This is a genomic window from Clostridium senegalense JC122, from assembly GCF_000285575.1.
Classification (GTDB): domain Bacteria; phylum Bacillota; class Clostridia; order Clostridiales; family Clostridiaceae; genus Clostridium_J; species Clostridium_J senegalense.
In genome coordinates, this window is sequence record NZ_HE611050.1 from 1470349 (window position 1) to 1483687 (window position 13339).

The following is a 13339-nucleotide window of genomic DNA, read 5'->3' on the forward strand; positions in this document are numbered from 1 at the left end:
CTATATTAACTGTATTATCTTTGAATGTCTTAACAGTTTGATTATATTGATTAACTAAATTTACTTTTGATGCATCGGATATTCTAATATTTTTATTTGGATTTTCAGTTCTATTATTCATTTTTATTCCTCCTAACAGATATAATTTTTTATTAAATTATATTGTTATTATGCTTATAAAGTATTTACTTTATCCTTAATATTTGTTAAGTTATTATTCCACCTTTTCTATTTATTGAAAAAAAAATCGCCTTTAAATTTATTTAAAGGCGATTTCTTTATAAGTTTAATCTTAATAATGATCTTTTAAGAGCTAATTCAGCTCTTTTTACATCTATTTCATTTTTATTTTTAAGTCTATCTTCTGCTCTCTTTTTAGCTGATTGAGCCCTCTCTTTATCTATGTCTTCAGGCCATTCAGCAGCATTACATAAAATAGTTACTTCATTTTTTCTAACTTTAATAACTCCACTTGATGTAAAGCACTTATATTCTTTACCATTTACATCTTGAAAGTTAGCTATAGTTGGAATAACCTCGGATACCATAGCCATATGATTTGGTAATATACCAAATTTACCATCACTACTTTCTGAGTTCAACTTTACAACATTACCATTATAAAGTTCTTTATCTGGGGTTACTATTATAAGCTTAAAACTATTTTCCATAATATAACCGTCATTGTAAAACGTTAAAAATTAATCATCTTACTTCCTAATTCATCAAGTCCATCTTATTATATAAATAAAATGAATGGTCTGACTCTCCAAAGGCTTAAACTCCCCGCTTTAACAGGTACTAATCAATACTTCATTGCTTATTGGACGGAATCCTTTCTATAAATATTGACCATAATTATATAGAATTTATTCTGATAAAGTTTTAGCTTTTTCTATAGCTTCTTCTATTGTTCCAACAAATAAGAATGCCGCTTCTGGAAGAGCATCATGCTTACCTTCTAATATCTCTTTGAATCCTTTTATAGTTTCTTTTAATGTTACATATTTTCCTTTTATTCCAGTAAACTGTTCACCAACTGTAAAAGGTTGAGATAAGAATCTTTGTACTTTTCTCGCTCTACTAACTACTATCTTATCTTCATCAGAAAGTTCGTCTACACCTAATATTGCTATAATATCTTGTAACTCTTTATATCTTTCTAATATATGTTTAACTTTAGTTGCTACATCATAATGCTCTTCTCCTATAATTCTTGGGTCTAGCATTCTTGATGATGATTCTAAAGGATCAACAGCTGGGTATATACCCAACTCAACTATAGCTCTTGATAAAACTGTAGTTGCATCTAAGTGAGCAAATGTAGTTGCTGGTGCTGGGTCTGTTAAATCGTCTGCTGGAACGTAAACAGCTTGAACAGATGTTATAGAACCATTTTTAGTAGAAGTTATTCTCTCCTGTAATGCTCCCATCTCTGTTGCAAGTGTTGGTTGATATCCAACGGCACTTGGTATTCTTCCAAGTAATGCTGATACCTCAGATCCTGCTTGAGTAAATCTAAATATGTTATCTATAAATAATAACACGTCTTGACCTTGGTCTCTGAAATACTCTGACATTGTAAGTCCTGTTAAAGCAACTCTCATTCTAGCTCCTGGAGACTCATTCATCTGACCAAATACAAGAGCTGTTTTATCTATAACTCCTGAATCCTTCATTTCATGATAAAGGTCATTACCTTCTCTTGTTCTTTCTCCAACTCCTGTAAATACAGAAAGTCCTCCATGTTGCTTAGCTATGTTATTTATAAGCTCTTGGATTAAAACTGTTTTACCAACTCCAGCTCCACCAAATAGACCTATTTTTCCACCACGTTGATATGGTGCTAAAAGATCTATTACTTTTATTCCTGTTTCAAATACTTCTGGCTCCACTGATTGTTCTTCAAATGAAGGAGCTGATCTATGAATTGTATATAGGTTTTGTGCCTCAAAGTTACCTTCTTCGTCTATAGGTTTTCCTAATACGTTAAATAATCTTCCTAAAACTGAATCTCCTACTGGTACTTGTATTCCTTTTCCAGTATCTACAGCTTTAAGTCCTCTTTTTAATCCTTCAGTGTTTTCCATAGCAATTGTTCTTACTATATCATCACCTATATGTTGTTCTACTTCAGCTATTATAGTTCTTCCATCCATTTTTATCTCTATAGCATTGTATATATTTGGAAGTGAACCCGCTTCAAACTTTATATCTATAACCGGTCCTATAATTTGTACAACGGTTCCTATTTTTTGTGACATATTATCCCTCCAATCTAACTAATTCTAGTTTTGTGCTTCTGCTCCACCTACTATTTCCGAAATTTCCTGTGTTATAGCACTCTGTCTTATTCTATTATATTTCAAGTTAAGTTTTTCTAACAAATCATCAGAATTTTTTGTAGCACCTTCCATAGCTTCCATTCTGTAACTTTGTTCACTACATTTTGCGTGAATCATAGAATTTAATATCTTACTTGTAAAATATAAATTCACTACATTATCAAATAATATATCTGATTCATTTTCAAATTCTGCTTTTGATTCAATATTACTAAATTTACTCTTATCTATAGGTAATAATTGTTCAACTTCAATTTGCTTCTTTAATTGAGAAATAAATTTTGCATAAACAATATTCACTTCTGAAACTTCACCTTTTCTAAACATTTCAAATGCATCATTATATACAGTAGAAGCTTCTTTAGTAGTTGGAAGATCGCCAACTTCTACATACTCAGCCATAGTCTCTAGTTTGTATCTTTTAGCAAACGATCTTCCTTTCTCTCCTACCATTAAAATAAGAGCATTCTCTCTATCATTTCGAGTAATTTCTGCAACATGAGAAATCATAGAACTGTTAAAGGAGCCACATAAACCCATATCGGAGGTAAGCACAATATATAACTTCTTGGAACTTTTATTGCTTTTGGTATAAATATTTTCCTCTTCATAACTATTAACTACTTCTGCAAATACATCTTCACATTGCTTAAAATAATCATTATTTGAAGATAATTTTTCCCTAACTTTTCTTAATTTTGAGGTAGAAACTAAGCCTAATGCCTTTGTTATTTTCTTGGTATTATTTATAGACTTAATTCTTCTCTTTATCTCAACAAGTCCTGCTGCGCCCATTTTCTCACCTCTATAGTTCTACTAAAAATTTTTGTTTAAACTCCTTTATGCCCTCTACAAGCTTTTCTTCTATTTCACTATCTAATTGCTTTCTTTCTTTAATTAGATCTGGAACCTCTTTATGATAAGTATTCATAAACTCTAAGAATTGTTTTTCAAATAATCTTATCTTAGATACTGGTATATCCATTATATGTTCATTTACACCAGCATATAGAATCATTATTTGATCTTCAACTGCCATTGGTACATATTGGTCTTGTTTTAATATTTCTATTAATCTCTTACCTTTTTCAAGTCTTTTTTTAGTATCCTTATCAAGGTCAGATCCAAACTGTGCGAAAGATGCAAGCTCTCTGTATTGAGCAAGTTCTATTCTTAAAGTACCAGTTACTTGTTTCATAGCTTTAATTTGAGCACTTCCACCAACCCTTGAAACAGATATACCTGCATTAACTGCTGGTCTTTGTCCTGAATGGAATAAATCCGCCTCTAAGAATATCTGTCCATCTGTAATGGATATTACATTTGTTGGTATATATGCAGTTACGTCTCCTGCTAATGTTTCAATTATAGGAAGCGCTGTTAGTGAACCTGCACCTAATTTATCAGAAAGCTTTGCTGCTCTTTCAAGTAATCTTGAATGAAGATAGAAAACATCTCCTGGATACGCTTCTCTTCCTGGTGGTCTACGAAGTAATAGTGACATTGTTCTATAAGCTACTGCGTGTTTAGACAAGTCATCATATACTATTAATACGTCTTTTCCTTGATGCATAAAGTGTTCACCCATACTACAACCAGCAAATGGTGCTAAGTATTGTAATGGTGCTGACTCAGAAGCACTAGCTGATACAACTATTGTATAATCTAAAGCTCCCATTTCTTCTAATGTATTAACAATATGAGCTACTGTTGACTGTTTTTGTCCTATAGCTACATATATACAAATTACATCTTTTCCTCTTTGATTTAAGATAGAATCTAAAGCTAATGCTGTTTTACCTGTTTGTCTATCTCCAATTATTAACTCTCTTTGTCCTTTTCCTATTGGAATCATTGTGTCAATTGCCTTTATTCCTGTTTGCATAGGTTGTTTTACTGATTGACGTTCAATAACTCCTGGTGCATTAACCTCAACTGGTCTATGAGATTCTGCATTTATTGGACCTTTTCCATCTATTGGATTTCCTAATGGATCAACTACTCTTCCTAGTAAATCAGCTCCAACTGGAACTTCAACTACTCTTCCAGTTCTATTTACTATATCTCCTTCTTTTATGCCCTCTTCTGACCCAAGCAAAACACAGCCTACATTGTCTTGTTCTAGGTTTAAAGCCATTCCATAAACATTGTTTGGAAATTCTAAAAGTTCACCTTCAAGACAATCATCTAAACCATAAACTCTAGCTATTCCATCACCTATTTGGATAATTGTTCCCGCGTCTACAGTATTTATTTTATTTTCATACTTCTCTAATTCTTTTTTTAGTATAGACGTTATTTCTCCTGGTTTTATATGCATATTCTCACCTCAATCCTGTATAAAGATGCCTTTATAAATTTTATAAATTCTTGCTATCTTCATAGTATTTATCTTTATGGTAAATTTGCTATTTAGCCATTCATGTTTCTTCTTAGTTCTATAAGTTTACCTTTTACTGTTACATCTATAACATCATCACCAACAGTTATATAAACTCCACCTAAGATTTTTTTATCTATGCTTTCTTCTATTATAAAATCTCTATTATAGTAGTTTTTAAGCTTCTTTATTATTTGCTCTTTCTGTTCTTCATTTAATGGTTGAACAGTCTTAACCTTAGCAACTAATGGTTTGAATTTCTCACTAACATCTACTTTAATGTCTTTTCTTTCTTGCATTAGTTGTTTCATAGATTCCATTCTTCTTTTTATAGAGCCATCAATAACATCATCACCAATTTTTACGACCATTCCACCTAACAAACTTTCATCAATTTCTTCTAAAAGTACAATATCTTTTTTATATTTGTTTTTTAATTTTACTTTTAAAGCCTCTCTTTGGTCATCCGTTAATGGAATTGTAGTCTTTACTTTAGCTTCTAACATATTATGACGCTCAAAGTAAATTAACCTAAATTGATTATATTTTTCTTTCAGATATAAAATTCTATCTTTATCTATTAAAAGAATTAAAAAACCTAATAACTCAGGACTAACTTGATCTTCAAAAAGCCTTTTAAATATTGCCTTTTTTTCAGCTCGATGTATTTGAGGATGCTCTATTATTTTCATTAGTTCTTCGCTTTGCTCCATACTCTCTACAATGCTATTTAAGTCCTCTAGAGTTTCTTCTAAAATTCCAGCCTTTTCGCAAACGTCGTATAAAGCCTGTGCGTATCTTCTGTCAAGAAATTCATACATATTAATTACCTACCTTAGAAATAAACTCATCAATAAGTCTTCTATGTTCATCCTCATCAATTTTCTTTTCTAATGCTTTTTCTGCTAAGTTTAATGATAAATCAACAACTTGTGTTTTCATTTCATCTTCAGCTTTACGTTTTTCTCTAGCAATTTCTTGCTTAGTTCTAGAACGTAAAACATCACACTCTTTCTTAGCTTCAGCTATTATATCTGCTGAAACTCTTTCAGCCTTCTCTTTATAAGCGTCAACTAATTTTTGTCCTTCATCTTTGTATTCTTTAATTCTTTCTTCTTGTTCTATTCTTAAGCTTTCAATTTTAGCTTCTTCTGACTTAGCATGATTTAACGCTGTTTCTACTTCGTCTCTTCTGCCATCAACCATAGCCATTGTTGGCTTATATATAAACTTTTTAATTATTAGAAAGAATATAAAAAAATTAATAATCGCTGCCACAATCACACTTGGATTTATATCCATATGCTATCCTAACGTTGAAATAGTTAGGATTTTCACCTACCCTTCCTATTTTTTTGTTAGTATATTAGCCTACTTTAAATACTAATAATAATGCTATAAGGAAACCATATATTGCTGTAACTTCTGAGAACGCTGCACCAACTATTAATGCGTTCATTATTTTACCACTAGCATCTGGTTGTTTTGCTATAGACTCAACAGCTTTTCCTGCTGCATTTCCTGTTCCTATACCTCCACCTATAACTGATAATGCTGCTATTCCTGCTCCTAATGCTGACATTCCTGCGATAAATGCTCCTGATTCCATAATAATAATCCTCCTTAAAATTCATATGTTTTAGTGTTCTGATATTGTTTTGATATTTATCATTGTTAACATTACAAATATTAATGTTTGTACTGCTCCATCAAATAAATCGAAGTAAAAATGGAACGGTATTGGTATACCTATAGTCGCTACAAAGCCTAATTTACCTAGTGCACTATATATAAGATCTATAATTACAGTTCCTGCAAATACATTACCAAAAAGTCTTAAACTTAATGATACTGGTAACATTATTCTTTCAACTATATTTATTGGAAGTAACACTGGTATTGGTCTTGCATACCCTTTAAAGTATCCTAAGACTCCATTTTTCTTAATAGTATAAATTTGTATAACGAAGAAAGTAATTGCTGCTAATCCAAAGGTTACACTCAATTCTGATGTTGGTGGTTTTATGCCAAACATACCTACCATATTTAATGAAAGTATATATATAGCTAATGCAAATATATATGGCGCAAAACCTTCTTTGCCTTCCCCCATGTTTTCTAGGACAATGCTGTTGATTTTTAAAACTGCAACCTCAACTGCCGCTTGGATTTTTCCAGGAATTTTTTTCATATTAGCTTTATATAAAATTCCTAAAATTAAAGCTATACCTATAATGACCCACTGAACTACCATGCTCATTGTAATATCTATTGGAAATCCAAAAATAGTATAGGTAACTATCGGTAAAACTTCTTCCATAATAACACCCCTTTCTTTTATTTATTTTTATACTTATTACCATATAATATAAAAGAAATAAATTGTAAGCTATAGCCTACTATAAATAGAATAAAACCACTTGTTGTATTCCTAATAATAAGTATAGATATTATTACTACTATTATTACCCTAATAAGTTTGCTAATCATAAGTACACTTTGCAGATTGTTATTATCTTCTGATAGAAATTTATTTAATGAAACTGTGTTTATAACTAAATTTATAAATGCTATAGATAATCCTGATGTAAAAAATAAAATTCTCTCACCTATTATAAAGTACCCTATTATAGTTACTGTTATTAATAATAATAAATCATATTTAAATATACTTTTTAAAAGCAACTTATTTTCTTTATGCAACTTCATTTCCTCGTTTCAATATTTTAATTACATTATAAGATTATATGCCTGGTGCTCATATAAATAAACAACCCAATTTCACTGTATTCCTTGATATTTAATAGTGTACCTTAGTTGTTTGAAAATATTTATTTTTTAATGTGTTTTACTCTTTTTATCTCACTTTTACTACAGTATTAAATATTTTCCAGAACTCTAATTCATTTTTTTAACTTATTAAATTTTTTTTTAAAAAATAAATAAATGGTTATGAATAACTTCTTTATTTTTTATTCACTATTAATGATAAATGCATATTCTTAACTGGTTATTTTGAAATAATTTTTATTTAAAATTTCTTTTTTCAGCAAATTCTAAATAATTATTTTTCTGTATTTTCTGTATTTTGAATGGTTTTTTATGAACAAAGTCACTATTTGTTATATTAAACATTATTCCATCTATTGTCAATGTTTTTATGAATCTAGACTCATCTTTATGAAACACTGATTTGCCTAGCATGAAATAATATGACATTTTTCTTCTTTTTATGACATGACTATATAGGCATGAAATAATATTTTTTATTAATTCATAAATTACCGTCAGTGGATTCATTGATTTGGAGTTAATTTAAAATTCAAATTCACAGTTCTCATGAAAGTAAATCGTTTTCTTCTATATATTCCTCATTTTTTTATACCAACAATAATAAATATTGTCTCTTTTAATTATTTTTTCACTAATCTCATTGAAATATTCTTCTTTTATAATAAAATCATTATTTTTTAAAATATCTTTCAAAATAATAAAATACACCTTAAATATTTTAAGATGCATTTAATCATATATCTTATTAAAAACCTTAATTATTTTTATCTTCTTTTAATAATCCAACTTTCCAAGCTATAAAAGTAATAGTAATAACAACTGTAGCAAGTAAAAAATAAGACTTTTTATTACTTAATTGCATAGCTATTATTGCAATGCCTCCAAGTATAGCATTTATTAAATATATTATTATTACAGCTTGTTTTTGATTTAATCCTAAAGCTAATAATCTATGATGAAGATGCCCATTATCACCTTGCATTATAGGTTTCCCACTGGCCTTTCTTCTTATAACTGCAAACAATGTATCATATATCGGAAGTCCCAACGCTAATAAAGGAACAGCTATAACCAATGCTGTAGCAGATTTTATAGCTCCATTTATAGATATTGCAGCAAGTAAAAATCCTAACAATTGAGATCCTGTATCTCCCATAAATATACTTGCCGGATTAAAATTATATGGTAAAAACCCCATTATAGAACCTGCTAATATAGCCGTTAAAAAAACTGCATCAACTCTTCCATTTATAAAAGATACTATCATTAAAGTTAATGATGATATTATACCAACACCAGCAGCAAGGCCATCTAAACCATCTATTAAATTAAAGGCATTTGTAATTCCAATGACCCAAATAATAGTTAATGGTATTCCTATAAATCCTAAATTAATATAATCTTCACCTATATATAACGGATTAGTTATAAAATTAACCCTCAATCCAAAAACTACAAGTATAATAGCTGCTATACCTTGAAATATTAATTTGTATTTAGGTCTTAACTCTCTAATATCATCTATAACTCCACCTAAGACAATCACACTAGCACCTAGTATAAGACCCAAATCATCCATAGAAAATTGCTCTTTGTTTATTATCACACCTAAAATAAAAGCTATATATATAGCTACTCCCCCCATGCGAGGTATAGGTTTTTTATGTATTCTTCTGTCATCATCTGGAACATCAATTGCCCCAAATTTTATAGCCAGCCTTTTTACAATAGGAGTTATCCATGCTGAAATTATAGCAGCTAAAACCATTAATAGAAAAACTTTAATCATACTCAACCTTCCTAGTCCGCTTTTAGTAAGAAATATCATCAGTTAAAGAATCATCATTTTCTATCCATTCTTTAACTTCAACTTCTCTGTAAAAAGTATTTGTGTCCCTTATTATAACATTTTCTATACCAGCATTTATTATAAATCTTTTACAAAGTGTGCATGGAGATGCATTTTTCACTAAATCACCTGTATTATATTCTTTTCCAACTAAATATAGAGTAGAACCTATCATATCATGTCTTCTTGCTGATATGATCGCATTTTGCTCTGCATGTACAGACCTGCAAATTTCATACCTTGTTCCTCTTGGTACATTTAATTCTTCTCTTTTACAATGACCTATATCACTACAATTTTTTCTCCCTCTCGGGGCACCGGTATAACCTGTTGCCATTATTTCATCATTTTTAACTATTATTGCTGCAAAATTTCTTCTTAAGCAAGTTCCCCTCTCTAAAACAGTTTCACATATATCTAAGTAATAATTATGCTTATCTATTCTGTTCATATACTAACCTCTCTTTTAATCACTGTTTATAAATTAATTTTTCTACTGTAAAATTTATTTTATCATTTATCATTCCTTATCTATTATATAGAATAAAAAAATAGTAAGCAAATAATATCATTAATTATACGTGAACACTATCTAAATTTAACTTATATGTTAAATTTTATATATATTTATAACTAATTAATACTTCTTTGTTTCTAAACTTAAATTTTTTCACTTATCCAAAACATAAATTGGATTTTCATACTATCGCTAATTTTTATAAATAGTTTTTAAAGCACATAATTTATCATGATTTTATAAATAATAAGTTAATAAAATTTCATTTTCTTGACTTTTATACCTTGGTTATATTAAATTTTCTTATTATAGGGATATAATTTTATACTTAATTATAAAAGTAAAATTTCAACCATGTTTTGTAACAATAATGATATTTTTCTTATTTATAATATCTAATACTATAGTTAGGAATGATTACATGATAAATTTTTATGCACAAGTTCTAAAAAAATCTATTCTTTTCAAAAACTTATCAGAAACTGAAATTGTTGATTTAATTAGAAATTTAAACTATACAATATATGATAAATGTAAAAACTGTTTAAAATGCAAAAGTTGTGTTATAGCTTTAGAAGGAGATCCTTGTACTAGTTTAGCCGTTGTTTTATCTGGTAAAGTTGAAATTCAAAAGCATTATTCTAACGGTAAAGTAGTTTCTCTTAGTACACTTTATCCGGGACACGCTTTTGGTGAAGCTATACTATTTTCCAAAGAGCACAATTATCCCTCAACAGTTGTAGCCTATAAAAATACTGAGATTATTTATTTTTCAAAAGAAGATGTATTATTGATGTGTAGATTAAATCAAACTATTTTAAAAAATTTTATGGAAGTTCTATCTTCTAAAATAATAATGTTGAATAAAAAAGTTACAATTCTTTCATTGGAAAACTTAAGGCAGAAAATTTGTTTCTTTATAATGGAAGAATATAAAAAGCAAGATACTTTAAAACTTTCATTAAATATGTCTAAAAAAATACTTTCTGAACATTTAGGAGTGCAGCGCCCTTCTCTATCTAGAGAACTAATAAATATGAAAAATGAGGGTATAATTAATTTTGATAGAAAATTTATTGAAATATTAAATTTAGAAGAAATTAAGTATATATTAGGGAATTAAATTAAATTTCTAAAAATTTTAATAAAAATAATAATTTTCTATTGATAATTACTTTCCATTGTTATATAATAATGTCATAAGGAATTTGGGAAAAAATTATAAATGAAAATATAATACTTTAAAAATATTATTTAAATTCTAGGAGGGTTTTATTATGAAAAAATTTGTTTGTACTGTATGTGGATATATTCACGAAGGAGATTCAGCTCCAGAGTTTTGCCCTATTTGTAAAGCTCCAGCTGATAAATTTATAGAAAAACGTGAAGATGGAATGGCTTGGGCTGATGAACACAGAATAGGAATCGCTAAAGATATTGATGCTGAAGTTATAGAAGGATTAAGAGCTAACTTTATCGGCGAATGTACTGAAGTTGGTATGTACTTAGCTATGAGCCGTCAAGCAGATAGAGAAGGATATCCAGAAGTTGCTGAGGCTTATAAAAGAATAGCATTTGAAGAAGCTGAACACGCTGCTAAATTTGCTGAAATTTTAGGAGAAGTTGTAGCTGCTGATACAAAAGCAAACTTACAAGCTAGAGTTGATGCTGAACACGGAGCATGTCAAGGTAAAAAAGATTTAGCTACACTTGCTAAAAAATTAAATTTAGATGCAATTCATGATACAGTTCATGAAATGTGTAAAGATGAAGCTAGACATGGTGCTGCTTTCAACGGATTATTAAATAGATACTTTGGAAAATAGTATATAACAAAACAGTTTTAAGTTACATAACTTAAAACTGTTTTTTCTTATTTTCCTACACCAAAATCTGTGTTTTCAAAAAGAACTTCAACTCTAGAATCACTTTGTAAATAACTATATTTTTCTTGAAACCAACTTATAAGTTTTTCGTTTCTTTTTATATCTGTAGTATTTTCAACAAATATATTTACACAGCCTTTTGAAAAATATTTTAAAAGATACTCAATATCTTTATCTATCATTTCCTTCGTTTGCCCTTGTATGCCTACCAAAAGACATATAGACTCAAAATATTTTCTAACTTCTTTTGGTCCACTAAAAATAGCACCTTTTTTTAAAACTTTATTTCTAAAGTAATCATCAAAAGTTTCAATTCCACACTTAAATATTATTGGTATATTAAAAAATTCTCTAATTTCATCTAATCTATGTCTATAACTCCAGTGACTTTCAAAAAACAATTTTTCTATATTCTTCTCTTCTACTATTCTTTTTATATCATTTAAAGTTTCCATCGGAAGCTCAAATACACTTCCCGAGTTTATTACTTCTAATGCTTTTAATTCACCGGTAACATTTTTAAGAACTATTCTATTTAACTTAATTAATTCTTTTTCATTTTCATCATTATCATGTATATAATCACAAAAAGCACACCTTCCCCACACACACGGCTTACCTTTTAGAAGAACAATCTCTCTTTCATTTTTTCCTTCTATTAAATTATATCTATCCACGGCTATCACTCCATTTTTTCTTTAGTATTTATTATTACTTTCATAGCTTTTTATTATTTTTAAATTAAAAGTTAACTTTAAATTCTCTAATAAGATAATTTCTTATTTTAATTTACACAACAAGTCTTTTTTATCATTCCAACTCTATAATTATATCACTTATAAAACTTATAAAAAATCTTATAAATTATAAACAATTAAATATAAATTTATACACAAATCTGTTGATAAAGTTTATATTCATTGTTTATAACTTTATATAAAAATCAATTCTTAAATCATTGATTTTATGTAATTTCTTGTAAAAAACATTGACATTTCATAATATAACAGTCACAATATAAATTGATACAAAATTTAATAAATTTATGATGCTTTTTAAAAATAAAAGTTAGGAGTAATTGTAATGGATGATAAAAATCTTACAGCTTTTGCAGAAGGTATACTTTCAATTTTTCCTATTTTTATGAAAAATTTTGGTAAAATAGATGACTTAGAAGAAAATCATTGTCTTCCTAATTCTCATAAAAATATCCTATGTCTTTTAGATACCTTTGGAGTTTTAACAATGTCTAGTATATCTAAAAAACTATGTATCAATAAGTGTAATTTGACACCAATAATCAATAATCTTATAAATTTAGATTTAGTTTATAAAATTGTAGATAACGATGATAGAAGAATTTACAATATACAATTAACCAGTAAGGGTGAATGTTTTGTTGAAAATCAAAAGAATTTAACAATTTGTAAAATCAAAGAAAATTTATCTTCTTTTACAGAAGAGGAAATAGAAGATATGATTTATCATTTAAACAGCATAAAGAATATTTTATGTGATGTTAAATCTAGAGAAAAATAATTATTTATAACTTAAATAATTATAAAAAAG

At 28.3% G+C, this 13339-nt stretch carries 16 protein-coding genes; 3 read left to right on the forward strand and 13 right to left on the reverse strand.

What is annotated here, in order from left to right:
* Positions 1 to 278: 278 nt before the first annotated feature.
* The 12 genes from CSGHG_RS07385 to CSGHG_RS07445 all read right to left on the reverse strand — a co-directional run bounded on the left by CSGHG_RS07385 (position 279) and on the right by CSGHG_RS07445 (position 9818).
* The gene (locus CSGHG_RS07385) at positions 279 to 671 is read right to left on the reverse strand and encodes a F0F1 ATP synthase subunit epsilon (protein ID WP_010293785.1); all 393 of its coding nucleotides are present in this window, start codon (positions 669 to 671) and stop codon (positions 279 to 281) included.
* Between the two features lie 198 nt (positions 672 to 869).
* On the reverse strand, positions 870 to 2264 hold the full coding sequence (gene atpD / locus CSGHG_RS07390; RefSeq protein ID WP_010293786.1) for a F0F1 ATP synthase subunit beta: 1395 nt from the start codon (positions 2262 to 2264) through the stop codon (positions 870 to 872).
* A gap of 24 nt (positions 2265 to 2288) precedes the next feature.
* Positions 2289 to 3140 (reverse strand): ATP synthase F1 subunit gamma, encoded by an 852-nt coding sequence (atpG, locus tag CSGHG_RS07395; protein ID WP_010293787.1) that lies wholly within the window; start codon positions 3138 to 3140, stop codon positions 2289 to 2291.
* Positions 3141 to 3150: 10 nt separating this feature from the next.
* A complete protein-coding gene (atpA, locus tag CSGHG_RS07400; protein WP_010293788.1) occupies positions 3151 to 4665 on the reverse strand; it encodes a F0F1 ATP synthase subunit alpha in 1515 nt (504 codons plus the stop codon).
* Positions 4666 to 4757: 92 nt separating this feature from the next.
* Positions 4758 to 5546: a F0F1 ATP synthase subunit delta gene (locus CSGHG_RS07405; protein ID WP_010293790.1), complete on the reverse strand. Its 789-nt coding sequence runs from the start codon at positions 5544 to 5546 to the stop codon at positions 4758 to 4760.
* 1 nt (position 5547) lies between these two features.
* Positions 5548 to 6027 (reverse strand): F0F1 ATP synthase subunit B, encoded by a 480-nt coding sequence (locus tag CSGHG_RS07410; protein WP_010293791.1) that lies wholly within the window; start codon positions 6025 to 6027, stop codon positions 5548 to 5550.
* Positions 6028 to 6091: 64 nt separating this feature from the next.
* Positions 6092 to 6334: an ATP synthase F0 subunit C gene (atpE, locus tag CSGHG_RS07415; RefSeq protein ID WP_010293792.1), complete on the reverse strand. Its 243-nt coding sequence runs from the start codon at positions 6332 to 6334 to the stop codon at positions 6092 to 6094.
* 30 nt (positions 6335 to 6364) lie between these two features.
* A complete protein-coding gene (locus CSGHG_RS07420) occupies positions 6365 to 7045 on the reverse strand; it encodes a F0F1 ATP synthase subunit A (RefSeq protein WP_010293793.1) in 681 nt (226 codons plus the stop codon).
* A gap of 17 nt (positions 7046 to 7062) precedes the next feature.
* Positions 7063 to 7428 (reverse strand): ATP synthase subunit I, encoded by a 366-nt coding sequence (locus CSGHG_RS07425; protein WP_010293794.1) that lies wholly within the window; start codon positions 7426 to 7428, stop codon positions 7063 to 7065.
* Between the two features lie 324 nt (positions 7429 to 7752).
* Positions 7753 to 7944 carry a hypothetical protein gene (locus CSGHG_RS07430; RefSeq protein ID WP_026022261.1) on the reverse strand — a complete coding sequence of 64 codons (192 nt, stop codon included), beginning with the start codon at positions 7942 to 7944 and terminating at the stop codon, positions 7753 to 7755.
* A gap of 328 nt (positions 7945 to 8272) precedes the next feature.
* Positions 8273 to 9307 carry a glycosyltransferase family 4 protein gene (locus CSGHG_RS07440; RefSeq protein ID WP_010293795.1) on the reverse strand — a complete coding sequence of 345 codons (1035 nt, stop codon included), beginning with the start codon at positions 9305 to 9307 and terminating at the stop codon, positions 8273 to 8275.
* A 22-nt stretch (positions 9308 to 9329) separates the two neighbouring features.
* On the reverse strand, positions 9330 to 9818 hold the full coding sequence (locus tag CSGHG_RS07445) for a deoxycytidylate deaminase (RefSeq protein WP_010293796.1): 489 nt from the start codon (positions 9816 to 9818) through the stop codon (positions 9330 to 9332).
* A gap of 487 nt (positions 9819 to 10305) precedes the next feature.
* On the opposite strand from CSGHG_RS07445, the gene CSGHG_RS07450 reads away from it, so the two are divergent.
* Positions 10306 to 11007 (forward strand): Crp/Fnr family transcriptional regulator, encoded by a 702-nt coding sequence (locus tag CSGHG_RS07450; RefSeq protein ID WP_010293798.1) that lies wholly within the window; start codon positions 10306 to 10308, stop codon positions 11005 to 11007.
* Positions 11008 to 11161: 154 nt separating this feature from the next.
* The gene (locus CSGHG_RS07455) at positions 11162 to 11710 is read left to right on the forward strand and encodes an NADH peroxidase (protein ID WP_010293799.1); all 549 of its coding nucleotides are present in this window, start codon (positions 11162 to 11164) and stop codon (positions 11708 to 11710) included.
* Between the two features lie 47 nt (positions 11711 to 11757).
* Here CSGHG_RS07455 and CSGHG_RS07460 read toward each other — a convergent pair whose 3' ends face one another.
* Positions 11758 to 12447, reverse strand: a complete 690-nt coding sequence (locus tag CSGHG_RS07460; protein ID WP_010293800.1) for a radical SAM protein — start codon at positions 12445 to 12447, stop codon at positions 11758 to 11760.
* 406 nt (positions 12448 to 12853) lie between these two features.
* On the opposite strand from CSGHG_RS07460, the gene CSGHG_RS07465 reads away from it, so the two are divergent.
* Positions 12854 to 13309 (forward strand): MarR family transcriptional regulator, encoded by a 456-nt coding sequence (locus CSGHG_RS07465; protein WP_010293801.1) that lies wholly within the window; start codon positions 12854 to 12856, stop codon positions 13307 to 13309.
* Positions 13310 to 13339 lie beyond the last annotated feature (30 nt).

Coding starts and splice junctions, on each gene's coding strand:
- CSGHG_RS07385 (WP_010293785.1), bottom strand. CDS start 671: ATGGAAAATAGTTTTAAGCTTATAATAGTAACCCCAGATAAAGAACTT.
- atpD (WP_010293786.1), bottom strand. CDS start 2,264: ATGTCACAAAAAATAGGAACCGTTGTACAAATTATAGGACCGGTTATA.
- atpG (WP_010293787.1), bottom strand. CDS start 3,140: ATGGGCGCAGCAGGACTTGTTGAGATAAAGAGAAGAATTAAGTCTATA.
- atpA (WP_010293788.1), bottom strand. CDS start 4,665: ATGCATATAAAACCAGGAGAAATAACGTCTATACTAAAAAAAGAATTA.
- CSGHG_RS07405 (WP_010293790.1), bottom strand. CDS start 5,546: ATGTATGAATTTCTTGACAGAAGATACGCACAGGCTTTATACGACGTT.
- CSGHG_RS07410 (WP_010293791.1), bottom strand. CDS start 6,027: ATGGATATAAATCCAAGTGTGATTGTGGCAGCGATTATTAATTTTTTT.
- atpE (WP_010293792.1), bottom strand. CDS start 6,334: ATGGAATCAGGAGCATTTATCGCAGGAATGTCAGCATTAGGAGCAGGA.
- CSGHG_RS07420 (WP_010293793.1), bottom strand. CDS start 7,045: ATGGAAGAAGTTTTACCGATAGTTACCTATACTATTTTTGGATTTCCA.
- CSGHG_RS07430 (WP_026022261.1), bottom strand. CDS start 7,944: ATGTCATATTATTTCATGCTAGGCAAATCAGTGTTTCATAAAGATGAG.
- CSGHG_RS07440 (WP_010293795.1), bottom strand. CDS start 9,307: ATGATTAAAGTTTTTCTATTAATGGTTTTAGCTGCTATAATTTCAGCA.
- CSGHG_RS07445 (WP_010293796.1), bottom strand. CDS start 9,818: ATGAACAGAATAGATAAGCATAATTATTACTTAGATATATGTGAAACT.
- CSGHG_RS07450 (WP_010293798.1), top strand. CDS start 10,306: ATGATAAATTTTTATGCACAAGTTCTAAAAAAATCTATTCTTTTCAAA.
- CSGHG_RS07455 (WP_010293799.1), top strand. CDS start 11,162: ATGAAAAAATTTGTTTGTACTGTATGTGGATATATTCACGAAGGAGAT.
- CSGHG_RS07465 (WP_010293801.1), top strand. CDS start 12,854: ATGGATGATAAAAATCTTACAGCTTTTGCAGAAGGTATACTTTCAATT.